Annotated in this window: 31 protein-coding genes; 18 read left to right on the forward strand and 13 right to left on the reverse strand. The window is 64.5% G+C overall.

The features are described from left to right. Positions 1-16: 16 nt before the first annotated feature. Both BRA1417_RS0121730 and BRA1417_RS0121735 read right to left on the reverse strand, forming a co-directional pair. Positions 17-787, reverse strand: coding sequence for an ABC transporter permease (locus tag BRA1417_RS0121730; RefSeq protein WP_007609553.1), 771 nt, complete (start codon positions 785-787; stop codon positions 17-19). A gap of 84 nt (positions 788-871) precedes the next feature. Beyond that, on the reverse strand, positions 872-1,519 hold the full coding sequence (locus BRA1417_RS0121735; protein ID WP_007609554.1) for a TetR/AcrR family transcriptional regulator: 648 nt from the start codon (positions 1,517-1,519) through the stop codon (positions 872-874). Positions 1,520-1,619: 100 nt separating this feature from the next. Here BRA1417_RS0121735 and BRA1417_RS0121740 point away from each other — a divergent pair, with 100 nt between their 5' ends. From BRA1417_RS0121740 to BRA1417_RS0121760, 5 genes are all read left to right on the forward strand, one after another. Further along, positions 1,620-2,636, forward strand: a complete 1,017-nt coding sequence (locus BRA1417_RS0121740) for an ABC transporter substrate-binding protein (RefSeq protein ID WP_027517630.1) — start codon at positions 1,620-1,622, stop codon at positions 2,634-2,636. 298 nt (positions 2,637-2,934) lie between these two features. Next, positions 2,935-3,633, forward strand: a complete 699-nt coding sequence (minC, locus tag BRA1417_RS0121745; RefSeq protein ID WP_027517631.1) for a septum site-determining protein MinC — start codon at positions 2,935-2,937, stop codon at positions 3,631-3,633. Between the two features lie 19 nt (positions 3,634-3,652). Continuing rightward, positions 3,653-4,468, forward strand: coding sequence for a septum site-determining protein MinD (gene minD, locus BRA1417_RS0121750; protein WP_007591740.1), 816 nt, complete (start codon positions 3,653-3,655; stop codon positions 4,466-4,468). Then, positions 4,465-4,746 (forward strand): cell division topological specificity factor MinE, encoded by a 282-nt coding sequence (gene minE / locus BRA1417_RS0121755; protein WP_007591739.1) that lies wholly within the window; start codon positions 4,465-4,467, stop codon positions 4,744-4,746. The genes minD and minE overlap by 4 nt, the downstream gene beginning before the upstream one ends. 171 nt (positions 4,747-4,917) lie before the next feature. After that, positions 4,918-5,103, forward strand: coding sequence for a hypothetical protein (locus tag BRA1417_RS0121760; protein WP_027517632.1), 186 nt, complete (start codon positions 4,918-4,920; stop codon positions 5,101-5,103). Between the two features lie 28 nt (positions 5,104-5,131). Here the strand turns inward: BRA1417_RS0121760 and BRA1417_RS0121765 are convergent, their stop codons facing one another. The 4 genes from BRA1417_RS0121765 to BRA1417_RS0121780 all read right to left on the reverse strand — a co-directional run bounded on the left by BRA1417_RS0121765 (position 5,132) and on the right by BRA1417_RS0121780 (position 7,603). After that, entirely contained in the window at positions 5,132-5,383 is a 252-nt protein-coding gene (locus tag BRA1417_RS0121765; protein ID WP_027517633.1) for a hypothetical protein, read from the reverse strand. 109 nt (positions 5,384-5,492) lie between these two features. Next, a complete protein-coding gene (locus BRA1417_RS0121770; RefSeq protein WP_027517634.1) occupies positions 5,493-5,882 on the reverse strand; it encodes a hypothetical protein in 390 nt (129 codons plus the stop codon). A gap of 92 nt (positions 5,883-5,974) precedes the next feature. Beyond that, the gene (locus BRA1417_RS0121775) at positions 5,975-6,205 is read right to left on the reverse strand and encodes a hypothetical protein (protein WP_007591727.1); all 231 of its coding nucleotides are present in this window, start codon (positions 6,203-6,205) and stop codon (positions 5,975-5,977) included. A 378-nt stretch (positions 6,206-6,583) separates the two neighbouring features. Then, positions 6,584-7,603 carry a hypothetical protein gene (locus BRA1417_RS0121780; RefSeq protein ID WP_027517635.1) on the reverse strand — a complete coding sequence of 340 codons (1,020 nt, stop codon included), beginning with the start codon at positions 7,601-7,603 and terminating at the stop codon, positions 6,584-6,586. Between the two features lie 355 nt (positions 7,604-7,958). Between BRA1417_RS0121780 and BRA1417_RS0121785 the strand changes: the two genes are divergently transcribed. Then, positions 7,959-8,576 (forward strand): L,D-transpeptidase, encoded by a 618-nt coding sequence (locus BRA1417_RS0121785; RefSeq protein WP_063628391.1) that lies wholly within the window; start codon positions 7,959-7,961, stop codon positions 8,574-8,576. A gap of 7 nt (positions 8,577-8,583) precedes the next feature. On the opposite strand, the gene BRA1417_RS0121790 is transcribed toward BRA1417_RS0121785, so the two are convergent. After that, complete coding sequence (locus BRA1417_RS0121790; RefSeq protein WP_027517637.1) at positions 8,584-9,012, reverse strand: hypothetical protein; 429 nt, start codon at positions 9,010-9,012, stop codon at positions 8,584-8,586. Between the two features lie 179 nt (positions 9,013-9,191). After that, positions 9,192-9,656, reverse strand: coding sequence for a MarR family winged helix-turn-helix transcriptional regulator (locus BRA1417_RS0121795; RefSeq protein ID WP_027517638.1), 465 nt, complete (start codon positions 9,654-9,656; stop codon positions 9,192-9,194). Between the two features lie 104 nt (positions 9,657-9,760). Between BRA1417_RS0121795 and BRA1417_RS0121800 the strand changes: the two genes are divergently transcribed. From BRA1417_RS0121800 to BRA1417_RS0121810, 3 genes are all read left to right on the forward strand, one after another. After that, positions 9,761-11,683, forward strand: coding sequence for an FAD-binding monooxygenase (locus BRA1417_RS0121800; RefSeq protein WP_027517639.1), 1,923 nt, complete (start codon positions 9,761-9,763; stop codon positions 11,681-11,683). A 155-nt stretch (positions 11,684-11,838) separates the two neighbouring features. Continuing rightward, a complete protein-coding gene (locus BRA1417_RS0121805) occupies positions 11,839-12,822 on the forward strand; it encodes an SH3 domain-containing protein (RefSeq protein ID WP_027517640.1) in 984 nt (327 codons plus the stop codon). Between the two features lie 174 nt (positions 12,823-12,996). Then, positions 12,997-13,275, forward strand: coding sequence for a hypothetical protein (locus BRA1417_RS0121810; protein ID WP_027517641.1), 279 nt, complete (start codon positions 12,997-12,999; stop codon positions 13,273-13,275). 19 nt (positions 13,276-13,294) lie between these two features. Here BRA1417_RS0121810 and BRA1417_RS0121815 read toward each other — a convergent pair whose 3' ends face one another. Then, positions 13,295-13,573 (reverse strand): DUF3551 domain-containing protein, encoded by a 279-nt coding sequence (locus tag BRA1417_RS0121815; RefSeq protein WP_027517642.1) that lies wholly within the window; start codon positions 13,571-13,573, stop codon positions 13,295-13,297. Between the two features lie 140 nt (positions 13,574-13,713). Between BRA1417_RS0121815 and BRA1417_RS0121820 the strand changes: the two genes are divergently transcribed. Further along, positions 13,714-13,893 carry a hypothetical protein gene (locus tag BRA1417_RS0121820; RefSeq protein WP_027517643.1) on the forward strand — a complete coding sequence of 60 codons (180 nt, stop codon included), beginning with the start codon at positions 13,714-13,716 and terminating at the stop codon, positions 13,891-13,893. A gap of 70 nt (positions 13,894-13,963) precedes the next feature. Beyond that, positions 13,964-14,278 carry a hypothetical protein gene (locus tag BRA1417_RS0121825; protein ID WP_035968715.1) on the forward strand — a complete coding sequence of 105 codons (315 nt, stop codon included), beginning with the start codon at positions 13,964-13,966 and terminating at the stop codon, positions 14,276-14,278. A 50-nt stretch (positions 14,279-14,328) separates the two neighbouring features. Here the strand turns inward: BRA1417_RS0121825 and BRA1417_RS0121830 are convergent, their stop codons facing one another. Both BRA1417_RS0121830 and BRA1417_RS0121835 read right to left on the reverse strand, forming a co-directional pair. Beyond that, positions 14,329-14,673: a multidrug efflux SMR transporter gene (locus BRA1417_RS0121830; protein ID WP_027517645.1), complete on the reverse strand. Its 345-nt coding sequence runs from the start codon at positions 14,671-14,673 to the stop codon at positions 14,329-14,331. 164 nt (positions 14,674-14,837) lie between these two features. Then, positions 14,838-15,503 carry an O-methyltransferase gene (locus BRA1417_RS0121835; protein ID WP_027517646.1) on the reverse strand — a complete coding sequence of 222 codons (666 nt, stop codon included), beginning with the start codon at positions 15,501-15,503 and terminating at the stop codon, positions 14,838-14,840. A gap of 96 nt (positions 15,504-15,599) precedes the next feature. Between BRA1417_RS0121835 and BRA1417_RS0121840 the strand changes: the two genes are divergently transcribed. From BRA1417_RS0121840 to pdxY, 3 genes are all read left to right on the forward strand, one after another. Then, the gene (locus tag BRA1417_RS0121840; RefSeq protein ID WP_027517647.1) at positions 15,600-16,244 is read left to right on the forward strand and encodes a TetR family transcriptional regulator; all 645 of its coding nucleotides are present in this window, start codon (positions 15,600-15,602) and stop codon (positions 16,242-16,244) included. Positions 16,245-16,336: 92 nt separating this feature from the next. Next, a complete protein-coding gene (locus tag BRA1417_RS0121845) occupies positions 16,337-16,978 on the forward strand; it encodes an FMN-binding negative transcriptional regulator (protein ID WP_027517648.1) in 642 nt (213 codons plus the stop codon). Positions 16,979-17,027: 49 nt separating this feature from the next. Further along, positions 17,028-17,846 carry a pyridoxal kinase gene (gene pdxY, locus BRA1417_RS0121850; RefSeq protein ID WP_027517649.1) on the forward strand — a complete coding sequence of 273 codons (819 nt, stop codon included), beginning with the start codon at positions 17,028-17,030 and terminating at the stop codon, positions 17,844-17,846. Between the two features lie 3 nt (positions 17,847-17,849). Here pdxY and BRA1417_RS0121855 read toward each other — a convergent pair whose 3' ends face one another. Then, positions 17,850-19,160: a hypothetical protein gene (locus BRA1417_RS0121855; protein WP_027517650.1), complete on the reverse strand. Its 1,311-nt coding sequence runs from the start codon at positions 19,158-19,160 to the stop codon at positions 17,850-17,852. 330 nt (positions 19,161-19,490) lie between these two features. On the opposite strand from BRA1417_RS0121855, the gene BRA1417_RS0121860 reads away from it, so the two are divergent. The 4 genes from BRA1417_RS0121860 (at position 19,491) to BRA1417_RS0121875 (ending at position 21,495) form a co-directional block, all read left to right on the forward strand. Then, complete coding sequence (locus BRA1417_RS0121860) at positions 19,491-19,694, forward strand: hypothetical protein (RefSeq protein WP_027517651.1); 204 nt, start codon at positions 19,491-19,493, stop codon at positions 19,692-19,694. Positions 19,695-19,867: 173 nt separating this feature from the next. Further along, the gene (locus tag BRA1417_RS0121865; RefSeq protein ID WP_027517652.1) at positions 19,868-20,122 is read left to right on the forward strand and encodes a hypothetical protein; all 255 of its coding nucleotides are present in this window, start codon (positions 19,868-19,870) and stop codon (positions 20,120-20,122) included. Positions 20,123-20,371: 249 nt separating this feature from the next. Next, positions 20,372-20,518: a hypothetical protein gene (locus tag BRA1417_RS44880; protein WP_198034846.1), complete on the forward strand. Its 147-nt coding sequence runs from the start codon at positions 20,372-20,374 to the stop codon at positions 20,516-20,518. Between the two features lie 56 nt (positions 20,519-20,574). Next, positions 20,575-21,495: a DMT family transporter gene (locus BRA1417_RS0121875; RefSeq protein WP_027517653.1), complete on the forward strand. Its 921-nt coding sequence runs from the start codon at positions 20,575-20,577 to the stop codon at positions 21,493-21,495. 21 nt (positions 21,496-21,516) lie between these two features. Here BRA1417_RS0121875 and BRA1417_RS40655 read toward each other — a convergent pair whose 3' ends face one another. Next, a complete protein-coding gene (locus BRA1417_RS40655; protein ID WP_035968716.1) occupies positions 21,517-21,702 on the reverse strand; it encodes a hypothetical protein in 186 nt (61 codons plus the stop codon). Between the last annotated feature and the right edge of the window lie 129 nt (positions 21,703-21,831).

Raw genomic sequence — 21,831 nt, forward strand, 5'->3', positions numbered from 1 at the left:
GTCTTGGCTTTGCCGTTCAAGTCGGTGTTGCGTCACCGACCACGAACATGCGTTCGAGGACGAGCACGAAGCCGTAAAGCGCGACGCCGAGCAGCGTCAGCAGCACGACGGCCATCACCATCGCGGGCGTGTCGAGCGACGACTGCACCTGGATCATGAGGTAGCCGAGCCCGCGCTCGGAGGCGATGAACTCGCCGACGATGGCGCCGGCGACCGCCAGGATGGCGCCGACCTTCATGCCGGAGAAAATGTAAGGCAGCGATCCCGGCAGCTGGATCTTGCGGAACAGCGTCCAGCGCGAGCCGCGCAGCGATTTGACGAGATCGAGCAGATCAGGCTCGACCTCGCGCAAGCCCCGCGCGGTGGTGAGCAGGATCGGAAAGAAACAGATGCTGAAGGCGATCAGGATGTTTGGCACGATGCCATAGGAGAACCAGACGATGAGGAGCGGGCCGAGCGCGACCTTCGGGATCATGTTCAGCGTCACGAACAACGGCAGCAGCACGAGGCTGATCAGCGGTGCCCAGCTGAAGATGACGGCCAGCGCGACGCCGACGAAGGCGCCGAGCGCAAAGCCGCCGAGGATCTCGATCGCCGTCACCAGCGTATTGGCGCCCCAGGCGTAGCTCGCGGTTCCCAGCGTCTGGATTGTCGCGAGCGGCGAGGGCAGGATGAACTTCGGCACGTGGAAGGCATCGACCAGGACCTGCCAGAGCACGAGCACGGCGAGGTGCACGATCAGGACGATCGCAAAGCTGCGCGTATTGCGGGCGCCGTCTCCTGTCACCGGTTGCTCCCTGTTGCCGCCGGCCACCTTGCCGCCGGTCGCTAGCCTAACCGTCCTTCCGGGAAGTTTCAACCAGTTGGTTGATTACGGCCGGAGCGAATGCAGCACGAGATCGGCGACGTGCCGGCGGCGGGCGCGGCGCGCGGCCCGGCTCGACAGGTCCTTGCCGAAGATCGCCGATAGCGTCGGCGTGTTCGAGAGATAGAAATAGCTGAGGCCCGCGATGGAGATATAGAGCTGGATCGGGTCGATCCCCTTGCGGAACATGCCGGCGCGGACGCCCTCGTGAAGGATGTGGGACACGCTCTTCACCAGCGGCGAATGCATCGCCTCCAGCCGCGTCGAGCCACGGACGTGGCGGGCGCCGCCGCGGTTCTCGTCGTTCAGAAGCACGATGAAATCGGGGTTTGCCGCGAGGTAATCGAACGAGGCCTCGATCAGTTTCCGGATCGCCTTTTCCGGCGGCAGACCTTCGAGATTGAGCTGGCGCTCCTGTTCGCGGATATCGGCGTAAACCCATTCGAGCACGGCAAGATAGAGCGCGTCCTTGTCGCCGAAATAATGGTAGACGAGCTGCTTGTTGACGCCGGCGCGCTCCGCGATCTCATCGACGCGGGCACCGGCAAAGCCGTGCCGGGCGAACTCCTCGCGCGCCGCGGTGAGCAGCTTCTTGCGGGTGGCGACCGGGTCGCGCCGCTGCGGCACGGTGTCGCCTGAACGTTTTGCGGGCATTTCCAACCAAACAGTTGACAAGTTGAGGGCGGCCTTGTTGCATTGGTATCCTCACAGGGGGAGAGCGACAAGCCGGTCGCGGGCAACGAGGAGAGATGCGATGAAGCGTTTGCAGGCGGCGGGCTCGGCTCTGGCTGTGGCCCTGATGTTCGGTTCACCAGCGATGCCGGCGACCGCGGGCGAGGCGGTCAACCTGATCCTGAACTGGGCGCCGACGGCCGATCACTCGCCGTATTATTACGCAAAGGCGCAAGGCTGGTACGAGAAGGCGGGCATCGATCTGACCATCGAGGTCGGCAAGGGCTCCGGTGTCTCCGCCGCCAAGGTCGGCTCCGGCGGTTCGCCCTTCGGCGTCGCCGATCTCGCCACCATGCTGGTGGCGAAGAGCAAGGGGGCCGACGCTGTTGCCGTGATGAGCGTCTACGCCAACACCGGCCAGACCTTCTACTGGCTGAAGAGCTACGGCGTGAACGGGGTGAAGGATTTTGCCGGACACAAGATCGGCAATCCGCCCGGGGACGCCTCGCGCGTGATGTGGCCGGCCTTCGCCAAGGCTGCAGGGCTTGCGCCCGACTCCGTCGGCTTCGTCAATGTCGGGCCCACGGCGAAGATCGCCGCGCTGAAGAGCCATACCGTCGACATCATCAGCGACTTCTACAACGAGCACGATTTGAAGGTGATCGAGTTCGGAGCCGATCTCGGCTACGTCAACTGGAAGGACATCGGGCTCAATCCTTACGGCAATTCGCTGATCGTCAATGGCGGCTATCTGCAGAAGAACCCGAAGCTGGTCGAGGAGTTCGTGCGGGTCACGCAAAAGGCGTTCGCGACTTGCGTCGCCGACGCCGCGCCCTGCCTGAAGGCGCTGCTCGACCAGGTCTCCGGTCTCGACAAGGAGAACCAGGAGCGCCAGTGGGAGCGCATCAAATTCCTGATGACGGACGAATTCACGACGACGAAGGCGCTCGGCTGGATCGACGGCGAGCGCATGAAGAAGGACTACGATCTGGTCCAGACGTATCTCGGCATGGAGAAGCCGTTCGACGTCACAACGGCGTTCACGACCAAAATGCTCGATCCCGCCATCAAGATGGATGCGAGCAAGGTGAAGAAGTAGGGGGGCTGCTGGTCGCCGCGCCGGCCCCACATTCCGCTGTCATGCCCCGCGCAGGCGGGGCATCCAGTACGCCGTAGCCCATCGGCTGACCCACAACCGTCTCGGCGTACTGGATCGCCCGCCTTCGCGGGCGATGACAGCAGTGTGTTGGGCGAGAGCGTCTGCCTGACGCTCGCTCAACGGCTCGCCGGCTTATCGCTGCCCACCACTCCACGTAACCCCACGGAGAAATTAACCGGCCATTAACCATATCGGCGGCATCGTTAACCATTCAATAACAGGGAACGAGTCGGCCGCTATGGAGGCTGCAGTAAAACCTCAACGCCAAATGGTTCGCCTGCGCGGGCGCTCCTATGTGGCCTTCGTGTTCGTGCCGACGGTTCCCATCCAGGACTGGCTGCAGGAGATCGACACCACCATTGCGCGCTCGCCAGGCTTCTTCGCCGGCCGGCCCGTGGTGATCGACCTGTCTTCGGTCGATCTCAGCCAATCCGGCATCGGCCATCTGCTCACCAGCCTTCAGGACCGCAACATCCGCGTGCTCGGGATCGAGGGCGTGGAGGAGAGCAGGCTGACCCCCATGATGCCGCCGCTGCTTTCGGGCGGGCGGAGCTGCGTGGTCGAGCCGAGTGCGCCCAAGAAGGTTGAGGCAAAGGTCGAGACCAAGCCGACTTCGCTGCTGCTCGAAAGCCCCGTGCGCTCCGGCCAGACCGTGATCTTCCCCGAAGGCGACGTCACCATTTTGGGTTCTGTCGGCTCCGGCGCCGAAGTCGTTGCCGGCGGCTCCATTCACATCTACGGCGCGCTGCGCGGCCGCGCCATGGCGGGCGTGAACGGTCACACGAGCGCACGCATCTATTGTCAGAAGATCGAGGCCGAACTGCTTGCAATCGATGGCTTTTACCAGACCGCCGACGATATCGACGCGGCCCTGCGCGGCAAGCCGGCTCAGGCCTGGCTACAGGGCAACACCATGCGAATTACTGCGCTGAACTGACCAGAAGGAGATTTTTGAGATGGCCAAGGTACTGGTCGTGACGTCAGGCAAGGGGGGCGTCGGCAAGACCACGACGACCGCCGCGCTGGGAGCTGCGCTCGCGCAACGCGGCGAAAAGGTCGTGGTCGTCGATTTCGACGTCGGCTTGCGCAACCTCGACCTCGTGATGGGCGCCGAACGCCGCGTCGTGTTCGACCTCATCAACGTGGTGCAAGGCGTCGCAAAGCTGCCGCAGGCGCTGATCAAGGACAAGCGGCTGGAGAACCTCTGGCTGCTGCCGGCCTCGCAAACCCGCGACAAGGACGCGCTGACCGAAGAGGGCGTGGGCAAGGTCATCGACGATCTGCGCAGCCGTTTCGACTGGGTGATCTGCGACAGCCCGGCCGGCATCGAGCGCGGCGCCTCCATGGCGATGCGCTTTGCCGACGAAGCCGTGATCGTCACCAATCCCGAAGTCTCCTCGGTGCGCGATTCCGATCGTATCATCGGCATGCTCGATTCCAAGACGGTGCGGGCCGAGAAGGGCGAGCGGGTCGAGAAGCACATTCTCATCACCCGCTATGATCCCTCGCGCGCCGCGCGCGGCGAGATGCTGACCATCGAGGACATCCTCGAAATTCTTGCAACACCTTTGCTCGGTATCATCCCGGAGAGCCAGGACGTGCTGCGCGCCTCCAATGTCGGCACGCCCGTGACGCTGTCGAACGCGGAAGGCGCCCCGGCGCGGGCTTACATCGATGCGGCGCGACGGCTCTGCGGCGACACCGTGCCGATGCAGGTGCCGACCGAGCGCAAGGGCTTCATGGACCGCCTGCTGCGAAGGAGGGCCGCATGAGCATGGGTTTGCTTCGGCTTCTCCGCGGCAACAAGGCCTCTGCACCCGTCGCGCGCGAACGGTTGCAGATCCTGCTTGCCCATGAACGCGGACTGCGCGGCCAGCCCGATCTGCTCGGTGTGCTGCGTGAGGAAATTCTCGCGGTCGTCTCCAGGCACGTCACGCTGGACCCGACCAAGGTTATCGTCCGGCTCGATCGCGGCGACGAGGTCTCGACCCTCGAGGTCGATATCGAGGTGCCCAACGATTTCGAGCGCAAGCGCGCGGCGGCCGGGTAGGGATTTCGGCCGCGACGCTTCAGATTTGGGGTGGGTGAAAAGGCGGTCCGCTGGGCATAGCGGGCCGCCTTTTGCGCACTGGCGTGAACGGAACGAGGCCCGGGGCTCAATCGTTGTGAACAACCCGCGGCGGCGCGATGCACCGCGGTTTCGTCAAACGGGAGAACGCCCATGATGACCGAGGTCCAGGTCCACACCGTCGCGCGCCAGATGTTGGAACAGCACGGTTTTGCGGCGATCGCGAAGGCCGCGGAACAGGCCAGGGCTTGCGAGGGCCGCGGCGAGGCCGATGAGGCCAAAGAGTGGCGTCACCTCGCCGACGCGATGAAGATCATCCGCGGTCCGCACCAGAGCTGACACTCCCGCGCGTCAAGGCTCCCCGCGTTCAACGCTCCCCGCGATCCGCGCCCTGCGGTGATGTGCGATGCTGCGTCTGCGGCTGGGAGCGCTCGCCCGTTTCCTTGCAGGGCAGCGGCTCCCACGAGCCGTCCGGCGCCTGCTGATAAGCGCTGCACGATGACGACGAGGTCGATTTGTCCTCGCCCTTCTGGGCGTCGGAATTCTTCGCCAGCACGGGCGCAGTCAGGATCGTGGCGACGGCAAACGCCACAGCGAGAAGGACATGGTTGATCCGCATGGGGCTCCCCTGTTCGAATTCGAAGAGAGCCGCATGCTGGCGAGAATTGTGACGATTATTGGCCGAGGCAAAAGTTCCGGCGCGGCGTGCTTAACGCCGCGCGACAACGCTAGCCGCCCTTGCTGCGGATCAGGCCGGCGAGGTTAGTCTTCTGGGCCTCGCACCAGCTGGGCATGCCGAGGCGGCGTTGGTTGAGGTCGGTCGCCTGGGTGGCCACCGCGACCTCGGCCATCAGATCGTCGTCCTGCTTCTCGCCCAATTTGCCGCCGGTGTGCATCCAGGCGATCGCCTTGCGGACCTTCTCGGTGGTGCCTTCGGGCAGCTGCATCTGCTCCGCCTTCTGCACCAGATCCTGGTAGACGACATCAGTGCCGGGACATTCGACCTTGGCGGCGAAGGCCTGCAAGACCAACGTGACATAGGTCGAACGTGGATGGTCGGCCGCTTGGGCCGGCGCTGCCAGCAGCAACAGGGCCGTCATCAGAAAACCAGTGCGCATCCTTGGTACCTCCCCGAATTTTCGAGAAGGCTAGCGGCTGCCGCGCCGGTCTGCAATGGGGATAGCGTGCGGCTGCGAAGACGGCCGGCGGGCTAGCGCCGCCAGGCCGGCACCGGATCGAGCGGCGTGCGATAGACCTCTTTGTGATCGCGGTCGGTGACGCGCACAGCGCAACCCTTGCTTTGCAGCTCGGGCTTCACCTGCGACAGCTCGGTGGCCAATTGAACAGCGCGATCAGAGGCGACCTCGATGTCTTCGAGGATGATGCCGCCCTGGTTCTTGAACTCTTCACCAACCACGAGATCGAAGGAATAGTAAGGCATCCGAATTCCCCGGTGTGACGAATTGAGCTTCGGGTGGACGTTTCAACACATGACCGATGGTACCACTGAGTCGATGTTTATCGAATGAACGGCGCGCGCAATCTCTGTGCTTATGGCGCAGAAATGATGTGCAGCATTCAAGCGTGTTAAGATTTTATTAAATATGTCGGCGTGATCATGGGGCATGGAATTGCAGCAGAACCGGGCTCCGGGAACCGGCAGCTGCAAGAGAAGGCCGCCGGCATAAATCCCGACGGCCTTTTCTCTTGATCGCAAACGATCGAACCGCCGCCTCCCGTAGTCATCCGGAGTCAACGCATCACATCGACTCGGACAGCATCGCTGGCGCGACGCGTCGTGTCGTCGCGTGACGATGGTTCAGCGCAGCGGCATTGGCGGGCGTACGACGGGTCCGTCGTCATCGGCAACGGCTTGCGTCGTCATGGCAGCTGGCGGTGGGACTGCTGCAGCCTGCGAAGGCGGCGGCGGAGCGAGCGGCGCGGGCGGATAAGCCGGCATGTAGGTGTGCGACACGACCGGCTTGGGCTTGCGAACCGGCGGCGCCGCTGGTCGCGGCGGCAGCGCGGACATTTGCGCGCGCGGATCGACGCGCGGCTTCGCATCGGCCACCGGCTTCGGCGCGGGCGGCTTCGCCATCTCGCGTGCCATCTGCTCCTGCCCGGCCTTCAACTCGGCGATGTTGGCCTTGAGCTGCTCGATCTGTTGCGCCATCGCGGCGAGATCGCGCGTCATCGACTGCACCGATTGTACAGGATCGGGTTGTGTTGCCGTGGGCACTGCTGCTGCAACCTGGGTTGCAGGCGGAGCCGCAGATTGATCGACCGCTTGATCCGTTGTGGCTTGATCCGCTGCGGCCTGGTCCGCAGGCGGCGCAGCCTGTGCGGCGGCGAGCGGTGCCGTCTGCGACGTCGAAGGCAGCAGCGACGCCAATGCCGGCGTCCATTCGGTGAGCATCTGTCTTGCGGTGTCGCCATGTTTTTCCCAGGCGATAGTGGCGCCCGCGCTTCCGCCCGCAAACAGCATCGTGACGAACGCGCCGCGCAGCCATTTGCCGGCCGAGGACCGCTTCTGCCGGCTGAGACCATCACCGGCCGCAACGCGCACGGCGGTGTCGACCGACGGCGCTGCCGCCTGCGGCTCCACGAGGGGACTGAACTTCGGCTCCGGATTCGTTCTGGATTTCAGCGTGAACGCCGGATCTATCTTGGGCTCCGGACGGGCCGTGATCTCAGGCGCGAGCGCGGGCGCGACGCTGAGAGGGCGCGAGGCCAGCACAATGTCAGGCGAAATCTGCACGGCGTCGTGCGGGTCGTTGTTCGTGACCGTGTCCTTCACGATCTCATCGACGATTTGCCGAGAGTTCAGCGTCGCGAGCATCGCAGCTCCTTTGAAGCCTGGGTATTTTGAAGCCCAGGTGTTGAGTAGTTGAAGTGTTGGCCGTCCGCATTGGCGCGAGCAGATCCGTGAGGTGAGCCCATCCAATTCCCCGAGGCCCAAGCACATGACGCACGAGTCCAGCCGGGTTTGACCAAAGCAAGGCGAGGGGATGGAGACTGTGCGACGCTCTTGCGCCGTTTGTGGTGATGGAACCCGGTTGATCAAACACGCGCAATTGTTCCGCAATGCCTTGTTTTCAGCACGATTTTGGCAGCATCTGGCGTTGCTGGGGGTGCTGCTATCGCTATCGGGGCCGGCGGTGCCAAGATCCTTATTCGTTCTATTCGTCCTTGCCATGCTTCCGTTGGGCGGCTGCATGCAGACAACGCTTTCGCCATCGACAGATGCGAGCATGACGCCGCGCGACCGGCAGTTGCTGGCGCATACGCCGTACGCGCAGGCGAACGTGCCCGAGCAATATCTCCGTCACATCGTCGATTATCCGCGCAAGGAGCAGCCGGGCACGATCCTGGTCGATACCGATGCGCGGTATCTCTATTTCGTGCTGCCCGAAGGCAAGGCGATCCGCTACGGCGTTGCGGTCGGCGAGGAAGCCATGGCGTTCTCCGGGGTCGCGCGGGTCGGTCGTCTGGCGGAATGGCCGGACTGGGTTCCGACGGCGGACATCCAGGCGCGGCTCGGACCCTATCCGGCGCGCGTGCCCGGCGGTCCCGCCAATCCGCTCGGCGCGCGGGGCATCTATCTCTATGCCGGCAACAAGGACACGCTCTACCGCATCCACGGCACCAACCAGCCGGAATATATCGGGCAGGCGATCTCGTCCGGATGCATCCGGATGCGCAACGAGGACGTGATCGATCTCTATGACCGGGTGAAGCTCAATTCAATGGTCGTGGTGCTGCCGCCAGGACAGAACGCGCAGGTCGAGGCGCGGCCCAGTTGGCGCGGGTGAGGTCGCCCTAGTTCTCGGGACGGGCAATGCGCCATTGCAGCGTCGTGGCATTGCCGTTGGCCTCGCCCGGCGCCTTGTCGGCCGGCGAGGTGTAGAGCGGACGATAGCGATATGCCCACATCTTGCTGCCGTCGTTGCGGTTGATCACGGTGAAGTCGCCGATCGCCTTGGCATCCGCCGTTGCGGATAGCGGAACCCAGCTCTCGACGCATTTGCCGTTGCAGTTCGATGTCTTGCCGGTGGTATCGCGCTCGTAATAGTAGAGCGTCATGCCATTGAGGTCGACGAGCGTGGGGCCCTGCTTGGTCAGGATCACTTTCGCCGGTGAGGTCGCGGGCTTCGGCGGAGGAGGGGCATCGCCGCCGCCACGGCCATTCGCGAGCGCCGGAGCGGCCGAGAGCGCGATCGCCGCCGCCGCAATGAGGAACCTGAACATCCGAAACTCCAGACCGGCAAAGTTAATCGCGCGTTAAACGCCGAATGCCGCCGACCGTAACAGCCGAAGGTTAGTTCCTGGTTTCGCGATCCTGCGACAATGAGGGGTAGAATTACGGGGCTTTCTGTCTTGGCGCGTTTTCTTGACGCGAACCGGTATCCACTTCGCTCGAAAACGCTCTATGCCTGCACCTCGCGCAATGGGGCGCGGCTGAGCTCGTTGCCGGCGGCGATGGCCTTGTGCAGGAGGCGCATCAGCTCCTCACCTTCCTTCGCGCTGAGGCCGCGCAGCATGATGCGTTGCGCGGATTCGACAGCCGGTGTGATCTTGCGCAGCGTGCGGCGGCCTTCGTCGGTGATCTCGAGCTCGCGGGCACGACGGTCGCGGCGCGAAGCGCGGCGCTCCGCGAGTCCCTTCTGCACGAGGCGGTCGATCACGCCGGTGATGGTGGTGCGGTCGTAGGCAATCAATCCTGCGAGCGTCACCTGGTCGAGTCCCGGATTGGCCTTGATGGTCGCGAGCGCGGCATATTGCACCGGCGTGAGGTCGAAGCCGGCATCCCCGACCTCGGCCAGAAACACCGCCACCGCGATCTGCTGGAATCGGCGCGCCAGATGTCCGGGCATGTCGTTGTTGTCTTTCACCGAATTTCTCCGTTGGGGCGGGACGGCCGGGCATCGTTGACAACTATACTGATAGTCAGCATACTGAGCAATATCCAAACAGAACGTTTCCGGGAGAGGTGCTCATGCAATTCCATCTCAATGGATTTCAGCCGGGCGACCCTGAAATCGCAGATCCCGCCGCGCGCATTCAGCCTTCTGGCGCAACGGGCGCCGCGCCTGAAGAGGTCGATGTCCTCATCGTCGGCTGTGGCCCTGCGGGCCTGACGCTCGCGGCCCAGCTTGCGCAGTTTGCTGACATCAAGACCTGCATCGTCGAGCAGAAGCCGGGCCGCTTGCTGGTCGGTCAGGCCGACGGCATCGCATGCCGCACCATGGAGATGTTTCACGCCTTCGGATTCAGCGAGCGCGTCCTGAAGGAAGCCTGCTGGGTGAACGAGACGACATTCTGGAAGCCGGACGAGCGCATGCCGGAAAATATTGTCCGCAGTGGCCGGGTGCAGGACGTCGAGGACGGTTTGTCGGAATTCCCTCACGTCATTCTCAACCAGGCGCGCATCCATGACGGCTTTCTCGATGCCATGCGCAAGGCGCCGGCCAGGCTCGAGCCCCATTACAGCCGGCGCCTGCTCGACCTTCAGGTCGATCCGGCCGCGGGTCCCGCCGACCATGCTGTGACGGCGCGGCTCGAACGGGTCGATGCCGAGAACGAAGGCAAGATCGAGACGATCAAGGCGCGCTACGTCGTCGGCTGCGACGGCGCCCGCAGCACGGTGCGCAAATCGATCGGTCGCGAGTTGCTCGGCGATTCCGCCAATCATGCCTGGGGCGTGATGGACGTGCTGGCGGTGACCGATTTTCCCGACATCCGCTTCAAGGCCCTGATCCAGTCGGCAAAGGACGGCAGCCTGCTGATCATTCCGCGCGAGGGCGGTTACATGGTCCGCCTCTATGTCGAGCTCGCCAAGCTCGACATCGGCGAGCGCGTCGCCAACCGCAACATCACCGCCGATGACGTGATCGCGAAGGCGCAGCGGATCCTGAAGCCGCATACGCTCGACGTGAAGGAGATCGCGTGGTGGTCGGTCTACGAGATCGGCCAACGACTGACCGACAAGTTCGACGACGTGCCGGAGACCGAGGTCGCGACGCGGCTGCCGCGGATATTCATCGCCGGCGATGCCTGCCACACCCACAGCCCGAAGGCGGGGCAGGGCATGAACGTCTCGATGCAGGATGCCTTCAATCTCGGCTGGAAGCTCGCTGCCGTTTTGCGGAAGCAGTCTGCGCCGAGCCTGCTGCATTCCTATTCGGTCGAGCGCCAGGCGGTTGCGAAAGAGCTGATCGATTTCGACCGGGAATGGGCGGGGATTCTTGCGTCCGCCGCCAAGGCCGGCGGCGCCGATGCCGCCCAGACGCAGGACTATTTCGTCAGGCACGGTCGCTACACCGCGGGCACGGCGACGCATTACCGCCCGTCGGTTCTGACCGGCGCTACGTCGCACCAGCGTCTCGCGCAAGGCTTCGTCATCGGCACGCGCTTTCATTCCGCACCGGTGATCCGGCTTGCGGATGCCAAGCCGGTGCATCTCGGTCACGCAGCGCCCGCGGATGGCCGCTTCCGCATCTACGCTTTCTCCGGCGCGGAAGATCCCGCAGCAGCCGGTTCGGCCATTCGCGCCTTGTGCAATTTCCTATCGGAGGCCGGGGAGTCGCCGGTCCGGCGTTACACGCCCGCGGCCGCCGACATCGACAGCGTGATCGATCTGCGGGCGGTCTTCCAGCAGGATCATCGCGAGCTCGCCGTCGAGGCTATGCCCGCGCTGCTGCTTCCGCGCAAGGGCCGCTACGGCCTGATCGACTACGAGAAGATGTTCTGTCCGGACCTCAAGAATGGTCAGGACGTTTTCACCATGCGCGGTATCGATCGCAAGGCCGGCTGCATGGTCGTGGTGCGGCCGGATCAGTATGTCGCGACCGTGCTGCCGCTCGATGATTTTGCTGCGCTTGCTGCGTACTTCGACGGCTTCATGCTGCAAGTGAATTGACGGGCCGGCGGCGCCCTTAATCGCTGTGTCGATGAACGGCGAATGAATATTGAACCGCGCGCGGCATCCGTCTCGATCTTTTGGCGGATGAGACCTTCGTACGCGGAACGCCCGTTCCGCTTGCGCGTTCCGACTCGAAAGAGGAGGACTACGCCATGAAATTCCGAAACGTGTTGTTAGCCGCATTGCTGCTCGCCCCGACCGCCGCACTGGCCGCACCGGGCATGGTCACCGTCTCGACCGGCCTGCGCGCCGGGCCGGGGCCGGGCTTTCCGCTGGTCGATCGCATCCCCGAGGGCGCCCGCGTCGACATCCATGGTTGCCTGCGCGGCAACGCCTGGTGCGACGTGAGCTTCTCGGATGACCGCGGCTGGGTGTCGTCGCAATATCTCGAATATCTCTACCGCAATCACTACGTCTATCTCCCCGACTATGTCGACGAGATCGACGTGCCAATCGTCCCCTTCGTGCTGACCTCGTACTGGTCGAGCTATTATCAGGGGCGGCCCTGGTATCGGCGGCATGCCCATTGGAATAGCTACTGGACTTCGCATCAGCGCAACGCGATGCGGATGACGATTGATCCGCGCGCGGCTCGGATCGGCCGCGCAGCAACGCGCGATGCGGCGATCGCACTCGGGCGCAACGGCGCCAACGCCAACGGGAATGTTAAGGGCGCGGCCACGATCTCCGGCCGTGATGCCATAACGTCACGACACGACGCCGCGATGGCCAGGCACGAGAATGCGGTGACGACGGACCGGAGCCGTGCGGGACGAAGCGACCGCATCGCGCATGAGCGGACCAATCTTCAGGCCCGCAATCCGCGCGATGCACAGGCCCGCATCATGCACGAGCAGGCTGCACACCGCGCGGCTGTGCCTGCGCAGCCGATGGCGCGCCCGCATGAGGCGCCGCGTGTCTCAGCAGCACCGGCAAGCCGGCCCGCGATGCCGCATGTGGCTCAGCCCAACGTCAGCCACGGCTCGCCGATGAACGCTCATGCCCAAATGCCGGCGCCGCGCGCGGCTGCGCCTGCGATGCCGCATGGCGGTGGCGGCGCTCCTCACATGAACGCCGCACCGCGTGGCGGCGGTGCGCCGGCCGGCGGCCCGGGTGGCGGCCACCAGAAGCACTAGCGTTGCCAACGAAAGCCCGGCCCTCGCGCCGGGCTTTCTGCTGAGGCCGGACCGGGTTCCGTGCGCGTACAATTTAAGAAAGTTCTTCGCGGGCAGATTTCATCGATCGTAATATGTCTACTCAAAGCTGTAAGCATTCCACTCGGGGCAGCGGGGCACGGGAGGATGACGACGATGAGACAGAACCAGGCGGAGACGCGCCGCCATAATGTCGCGAAGCGGTCGATGACCAAGGAAGCCAAGCAGCTGTCCGGCCTGATTGCTGGATTGCGTCAATCTCTCGAGGTGATTCACAAGGAGCGATCGAGCACCAAACTCTCCGGCGCCGAGATGGGCCTTCTCGACGAACGCCGCAACAATTTGTTGCTCACCATCGCAGCCCTCGACGACCGCCTCTCGGCGGTGCAGGGGCTGATCGATCTTGGCCGCCCCCACATCATTCGCGTCCACTGATCGGAGCGCAGACCTGATGCTATCGGCTTCGTCGCGGCGGCGACGGAACCTGGCTCAGCTGCCGGCTCTGCGTGGCATAAGGATTGGCATAGCACTGGGCGGACTGCCCGGAAGCGGTCGCGGCGCACTGCGCGATCGTCGCAAAGCTGCAATCGATGCTGCGGCCGTCGATGGTGTAGATCTCGATGCAGACGGGATGGCGCGGATCGTAGGTCTGCGCCGCTGTGGGCGCCGCGCCAAGCAGGCCCGCACCAAACAAGCCCGCGAGAAGCAGAATCGCATTCATGATGCGGCGCACGATCGGACCTCCTTCGCTCGGCCGGAACAAAGCACAATGCTGCCGCGGATGGCACCAAATTGCCACGCTCCCGGCGAATTGCCGCCAAAGCCCGCTGCCACGACGAGAGTGGGTGCAGGGGCAACGCAAGGGGATGCGCATTGGCCTACAAGATGATCGCAGAACGCGACAATGAGAAGTGCAGCTTTGCCCGCGAGAGCCGTCTGCTCATCGTGGCGAAGGCAAAGGTTTGGGCAAGCGAGGGGTGGAAGGTCGTCATCACCGACCAGGACGGCAAGGCCTACGCGCCGCCCGAGTTCGATCAGCTATTGGCGGCCTGACCGCAAGACGGGGCTGGGGACGATATTGATTTCGCCATTTCGACCGGGGCGCGACCTGATCGCGCCCCTTATGACTCTTGCAGCCGCGGCCGTCCTGACGGCGACATTTGCCGCCGCGCAAAATCTCGATGCCGGCAAGTCGCCGCAAAAGCTTTTCGCCGATGGTTGCGCGACCTGCCATCGCAGCCCGCGCGGTCTTGCCAAGGGGCGCTTCAACCTGACGCTGTCCTGGTTCCTGAAGGACCATTACGCAACCAGTTCGGACACAGCCAAGGCGCTTGCCGCTTATCTGGAATCGGTCGACACGGCGCCGCCGCGAGCTGCGGCCAAGCCTGGCGCGAAGCGATCCGGGCCGCGTGCTCCCAAACCGTCGCAAAGCCAGTAGGCGCGAGTCGGCTGTCGGACAGGGCGTCGCGAAGCTGAAGGCCGCCGGCATCAATGCACCTTGGCCGCCGAGAACAGGTTGATGATCACGACCCCGGACACGATCAGCGCGATGCCGACGAAGGCCGCAGCGTCGAGCATCTGGCGAAACAGCACGAAGGAGACCGTTGCAGTCAGGATGATGCCGACCCCGCCCCAGATCGCATAGGCGATGCTCAGGGGGATGACCCGGATCGCGACCGACAGCGCGTAGAACGAGGCGACATAGAACAGCACCATCGCCAGTGTCGGCCACAGCCGCGTGAACTGCACGGATTGCTGGAGGAAGGCGGACGCCGCGACCTCGAGGACGATAGCCAGGGCAAGCGCTGCGTAGGCATTGAAGGCGGAAGTCATCACGGGCTCGGGCGTATTGTGCAAAGAAAGATACCGCACGGTACGGGGAATATGACGTTTGCCTGGGTCCAGCTATCACGCGTCAGTGACGAGCCTGCGACACGGCGGACCGCAGCACGAAACCGCCGCGCGATGGTTCGCGCGGCGGCTCATTGGTGGTGGCGTTAGTTGATCCGCACGGAGAGTTCGACGTCCTCGGCAAAGGCCGTGGACATGTAGCCGCTTCCGGGCATGCGCATGCGCGCCAGATAGTCGGGGCTGTCGTCGGCGTTGTCGGCGACGATGATCGCGGCCGGCCGGAGATGGCCTTCGACCAGATCCAGGATATCGGGGTAGAGCGCCTTGGCGCCGTCGAGTAGCACGAGATCGATCGTATCAGGCAGATCGACTCGAAGCATATTCAGCGCGTCGCCTTCGCGGATTTCGACGAGATCCAGCAGCCCGCCGGCCGCGAGGTTCTCGCGGGCCCGGGCCACCTTGGACGGTTCGAATTCGCTGGTGATGAGGCGACCGCCGCCATTGTCGCGCAAGCCCGCGGCAAGGTGCAGCGTCGAGATGCCGAACGAGGTGCCGAACTCGACGATCGTTTTGGCGCGGGAGCTGCGTGCGAGCATGTAAAGCAGCTGACCGGTCTCGCGGGAGACCGCGAGCGGTGCGTCCTTCAGCCGCCCGTAGAGGTCGCGGTAAGCGGTCTTGCTCCGCATCATCCGTGCGCGGTCGGCGTCGGTCACATCGGCGAAGGCGGCTCGCATCGCGACGCGCGCCGCTTCGTCCTGGTCGAACAGACGATCGAGCAGTGGCGCAAGTGATGTGATGGTCGGGGTGGTCATGTGTAGTCTCCAGATGTCCCGCGAGGCGAGTGCTTGCGTGAGAATTGAAATACGACTAATTCGTCGCATTCGCTATTCGCATTGTCCGGGGGCGCCATGGCCGATCGCCGAAGCCGTTCAGTTTCCTCACGAAAACAGCCGCAGCAGGCCCGCTCGAACGAGCTGGTGGCGGCCATTCTGGATGCGGCTGTTCAGGTCTTGGCAGAGGAGGGGGCGCAGCGCTTCACGACAGCCCGGGTGGCCGAGCGAGCCGGGGTGAGCGTCGGGTCGCTCTATCAATATTTTCCGAACAAGGCGGCGATCCTGTTCCGCCTCCAGAGCGACGAGTGGCGGTGCACGAGCGAGCTCCTGCGCGGCATCCTGGCGGATCGGGCGAAACCGCCACTGGTGCGGCTGCGCGCGCTGGTCCACGCCTTCCTTCGTTCCGAGTGCGAGGAGGCTGCGATCCGCACGGCGCTCAGCGACGCCGCGCCGCTCTATCGCGATGCGCCCGAAGCACACGACGCGCGGGCCGCCGGTCAAGGCATCGTCGCGGCCTTCATGCGGGAGGCCCTGCCCAAGGCGCCGGATGCGACGCGGGAGCTTGCCGGCGAGCTGATCAAGACGACGCTGAGCGAGGTCGGCAAGCAGTTCTCGGAGACACCGCGCAACGAGGCGGAGATCGCGCGTTACGCCGACGCAATGGCCGACATGTTCTGCGCCTATATCGATGAGCTTGCGCGGCGGCGAGATCATTCCTGACATCCGCATTTGCGGGCCAATATCGCTTCTGATCTGACCGGATCATGAGTTAGCCTCGATTTGTCCTCTAGCCCGCTAACGAGCGCCCCGCCATGCATGTCCTCCGCCCCCAATTCCGCGTCGAGGAGCAGCAAGCGCTGGAATTCGCGACCCAGCGCGGCTTCGGCATGATCGTCGCGGCGGATGAGCGCGGTCCGCGCGCCTCGCATGTGCCCTTCGTGCTGGAGCAACGTGAGGGGCGTGCGATCGTCCAGATCCATTTCACCGCCAGGAATCCGCTCGTTCCGCTCGCGGATGGCGTGCGGCGCTTTCTGCTGATCGTTGCCGGCGATGACGCCTACATCTCCAACGACTGGTATTCTTCGCGCGACAACGTCTCGACCTGGCTGTACGAGGCCGTGCACTTGTCGGGGGTGGCGCATCTGCGCGGGGTCGACGAGAACCGCGGGCACGGCGATGCGCTACTCGCGGTCGCCGAAGCGCGGCTGCCGAAGGCGCCCTGGGACCTGGCGCAGATGGAGCCGGACAAGCGCGAGACCATGTTGGCCACAATTCGTGTCATCGATCTCGTGGTGGATACCGTCGAGGGGCAGGCCAAGCTCAACCAGCACAAGATCGATGCGGATCACGTCGCGGTCGTGGACCGGCTGGCGCGGTCGGAGGAGAGCGGGCATCGGCGGCTGGCGCGGAAGATGCAAGCGCTGCGGCCGGGGCTTGGATATGATTTTTCGTGATCCGGGCGACCCTTGTCTCGCTTGACGATTACTCCTACGGACCTCTTTCATGCTCGTCATCTCCATTCAAAGCCAGGTGGTCCACGGCCATGTCGGCAACAGCGCTGCCGCCTATGCCATGCAGGCGGAAGGCGTGAATGTCACCGCGGTGCCGACCACGCTGCTGTCGAACCATCCGCGTTATCCGAGCGTGCGCGGGCGGGTGCTGGAGACCGAGCTCGTTGCAGATCTGCTGAGAGGCGTCGAGGAGCGCGATCTCGTCGACGAGGCCGCGGTCCTCGTCACCGGCTATCTCGGTTCGTCCGGCAATGCCGCCGTCGTTGCCGATTTCGTCGAGCGGGCGCTGACCCGCAATCCAAAGCTGGTCTATCTCTGCGATCCCGTGATCGGCGACGACGGCCGGGTCTATGTCGCCGACGGCATCCTGGACGTGGTCCGGCACCGGCTGCTGCCCGCCGCCAATCTGACCACGCCGAACCAGTTCGAACTCGGGCTGCTCGCAGGCCTCGACATCGCGGATGCGCAAGGTCTGCGCGCGGCGTGCGCAGCGCTGGCCGGGACCGGCCACATCGACGTGGTCGCCACCGGTTGCACGCTCACTGATACAGCGGAAGGGCAGGTGGAAACGATTCTGTGCGCCGACGGTCAGTTGTCGCGCTTTGCGACGCCGCGCCTGCCGATCCGCCCCTCAGGCACCGGCGACCTCCTCACCGGCCTGATCGCGGCGCATCTGGCGAAGGGCGCAGCGACCGAGGCGGCGGTGCGGCTCGCAGTCGAAACCATCTTTTCAGTGCTGGTGCGCACGCAGGAGGCCGGCACCGTGGAGATGCGGCTCGTGCCGTTGCCGACGCCGGGACGGAAGCTGTGATACTCAGGTCGCGCGCTTCGCGGCCGATTGCGCTGATTTCTGCGGCTTCGCCAGGACCTTCTGCTCGCGCGTCGCCTGTGCCTTCGCCTTCGGCAGCTTCGCGCTTGCCACGGCCCGCGCTTTCCTTGGCTTGACGTTGGCTTCCTTGCGGTCCGACGTGCCTCGGCGCGAAACGTATTCCGTACCGTCGACCGGACCGACATGCGGGGGATCGCGGCCGAGATAGGGTCGGCCGATGCCGAGCGCCTTGCCATTGGCATCGACCCACTTCCACAGCACCTCGGTCGAGACCCAGCGCTGCGCGCGGTTGTCGCCCTTGGTGCTGACGATGTCGGCCGCCATGCCGTGCCCGTAGCCGCCGCGCGTGCTGCCGCCGTGATAGGAGCGGTCGGAGGCGGCCTTCAGGCCGCTTGCGATCGACTGGCGATAGTCGTCCCGGAACGCGCTGGTGATACCAGGCGAAAGCCCGGCAGCCTCAGCCGCGAGCAACGTGCGAAACAGCTTTCGCTTGAAACTCTTGTCCATGCCGCCGATGACGTAGTCCATCATCGACATGCCGGCGCGGTCGGCCGCCTTCGGATCCTTCCAGCCAAAGTCCTCGTCGACCAGTTTCGTGAAGCTGCGCATCACGGTCACCATCTTGCCCTTGCGCTTGACGGTGACGGCGCGGCGATCTGTGACCTTGATCGAGTCTTCCTTGGCCGTGCGCTGGTAGAGCGCCCAGAGATACCGGTCGATACAGGCTTCCATGACGTAGCATTCGTCGAGCACCGCGGTCGTGTCCGCGGACGGCGAGGCCTTGCTCGCGGCAGGCGCGGGGCCGGTCGCGATCGTCGCGGGCGACAGCGCGTCCGTCGTCACGATCTCGGTGGGATCGGCCGAGGCGAGCTTAATCACGGGCTCCGACGCGGGAGCCGGAGCAATCTCGATGGCGACTGGTGTCGGGTCAGGCGAAATCTGCGGCGCGAGCGGCGCTTCGGTCGGCAAGATCAGCACCGGGTCGGCCGAGGCGAGCTTGATGGCCGGAGCTGGCGCCTCGGGCGCTGCCGCTTCAGCGGGTACGATAGACGGTGTCGCAGCGACGGCGGCCGCGATAGCGGCGGTCAGGGCGACGCCGTCCTCGATGGAAGCAGCGTGCGGGATGTCGGCGAGGTCGAGCCGGCTGAGATCCTTCGCGCGCGAGACGGCGGAAGCATTCGCGCCGCTGTTCTCGATGAGGGCAGGGGCATAGGCGGACAAAGAGAGCGCCAGCCAGCCGGCGAGAACCGCCGAGGGGCAGGAGACCGCCACCAGAAGAGACCGCCGATCATTCATGATCCCTGCCTCCAAACGGTTCTGTCGAACCTCGTCTTCTCCGAACAGTCTGACCAGACAGTCTTTGACCAAACAGTCTTGCACGAAAAGGCACGCCGCGCGTCGATTGTTCGGAGGACGGTGTGGCGGCGCAATGGCGCAATTTGGGGAAATGGGGCTTTTCGAGCAGGTGTTGCGCGGGGGCAACGCAGGTTCCATTGCGGTTCCAAGGGCGCTTGCTCGCAGGCGTTGTACAAAATTCGATAAAGGCGAATATTTGGCGCGGGCCGCCGTGGCAGTGTTTCGCCGGCACGTTGGGCAACCTTGTCACGGCGAGCGCGTTAGGCGCGCATGACGCATTCCTCGCTTCGTCCCATGGACGCCTTCGACCCCACCGAGCCCGCCATCCTGCACGACCAGCTCTCCGATACGATTATCACCTGGACCGCTGAGCAGGCTGACGATTTCAGGCGTGCCAGCCGGCCGGGCGAGGGCGGAACCGTGATCTGGGAGGCCTACGTTTTCGACGGCTGGGGTCATGTGCTCGGCGGCTGACCGCCGCTCTCACAAAAGTGTCATGTCGCAGACGGCGGTGATTCGGCCAAAGCCTTGCGCGCATTAAACATATTGCCATGCACCGGGCGCGTTGTTGCATTGCAACAACGCATGTCGCAATGCAGCAAAATGCGCTTAGATGTGCTCCGAACTTTCCATCAGGAGCATCACCAATGAACAAGAAGATTCTGTCGATCGCCGCCGCCATCCTGACGATCGCGGGCAGCACCGCGGCTTTCGCCGCCGAGCTGCCGACTTATGAGGCCAACGGCTTTCCGGTCTCCCCGATGCAGGTGCGCGTGCTCGGTGCCGCGCACGTCGAGCAGCAGGCCTCGGCGCCCACTACTGTCGCTTCGGTCCACCAGGCGCGCGTTCTGTCGCCGCGCAAGGTGAAGACGGCTGACGTCACGACGGGCAGCGCCCGCTGATCTGGGGACGCCACAAGCCAACGTCAAGCCAACGTGATGCAGGCTCGTTTTTTTCGCGAGCCTGCGTGGACCGCGTTCCCTTTCGGGAGCGCGGTCTTTTTTTTGGCGCGGCGAGTCATGATCACATGCGGTTGTGTACGGCCGTTCAAAGCGAGTGTGATCTCTTTAATAGTTGCTTTGCAGATCGCGGCGCTTGATGCGGGCGCCGCTTATTGAGCAGCCAAGAATCATTTTCATAATGGAGTAGTCATGCCCGTTGCACAGAAAGCCGTTGTTGCAAGCGTCTCGCCGCGCGCGTTCATTCTCAAGCACATTGCGTTGTTCGCAGCCGCCGCGCTGTTCGTGTTCGTGCTCAGCCTGACCTATGGGCTCGATCTCAGCCCTGGATTTTTCTAGCCAGATCTGCAGCCGCGTGGGTTGAGCCTCGTCGCTTGCTGACATAAGCCTTGCTGATGGATCAGCGGACGAGCGGCGCTGACGCTCTCACTCAGAAAAGCGATGCGGCGCCGGCGCTTGTCGGCGTGCTCTGTGGCCTCGCCGCGGCGCTGTTCTGGGCGCTCGGCTTTGCCGGCACGCGGCACGGCCTCAAGGTCGGCTTCACGCCGGTCGATCTGCTCGTGCATCGCTATGTCTGGTCCGGCATCGCGTTCCTGCCGCTGGTGATACGCGGCGGAATCTCCGATCTCTGCGGCATCGGCTGGGGCAGGGGCCTTGCGCTGATGGTGCTCGGCGGCCCAGTGATGTCGCTGATCTCCTACACCGGTTTTCTGTTCGTGCCGCTCGGCCATGGCAGCGTGATCCAGCCCTCCTGCGCGACGCTCGGCGGCCTGCTGCTCGCGGCCTTGTTCCTGAAAGAGCATGTCTCCGCGTCGCGCATCGCCGGCGCCTTCGTCATCGTCGGCGGGCTCGGCGTGATCGGCGCGGAATCGATCGGCCATATCGGCGCGGACGGCGTGCTCGGCGATCTCACCTTCGTGCTGACCGGATTGATGTTCGCGGGTTTCGGCGCGCTGGTGCGCCACTGGCGTGTCTCCGCCGTGTCGGCCGCGCTCGTCATCAACGTGCTGTCGCTGCTGCTGCTGCCGATCTACCTCATGACCGGTGGGCTCGCGCGGATCGCGGCGATCGGAATTGGTGAGAACGCCATCCAGGCGCTGGCGCAGGGCGTGCTGGCGGGCCCGGCTGCGCTTTATCTGTTCGCCGTCTCGGTGCAGCGCCTCGGCGTCGCCCGCGCCGCCGTTGTCCCGGCCTGCGTGCCGGCGTTGACGGTGCTCACCGGCTGGCTCCTGCTCGGCGAGCCGCCGACACTATTGCAGACGGCGGGATTGGTGACGGTGCTGTGCGGATTCTATCTGGCGCAGAGGCAGCGATAGACCGCGGCCCCTAAACGGCGCTTACCATTCGATGGCGGTGAACTTGACGCCGCGGCCGGTCAGCTCCCGCCCGAGCCGCTCGGCGCGATCGCTGGCGGATTTGCCGAGCAGCCGATACCTGCCTCCGAGCGCCTTGTCGGCGGCAACCTGATGCCGGATGTTTTCGTACAATCGCAAGACGGCCTGATCGCTCAGATTGTCGAACATGTCATCGGTCGGGTCTGACCCGGTCGCGTCCCCTGTTGGCGGTCCTCGCAGTGCGGCCTCCCAAGACTTGTTCGTGCGGATGTCGACTGATGGGTAGCCGGCTGACGCAGCAGCGTATGTCCACTTCTG

The sequence above is a fragment of the Bradyrhizobium sp. WSM1417 genome, from assembly GCF_000515415.1.
In the GTDB taxonomy this organism is placed as follows: domain Bacteria; phylum Pseudomonadota; class Alphaproteobacteria; order Rhizobiales; family Xanthobacteraceae; genus Bradyrhizobium.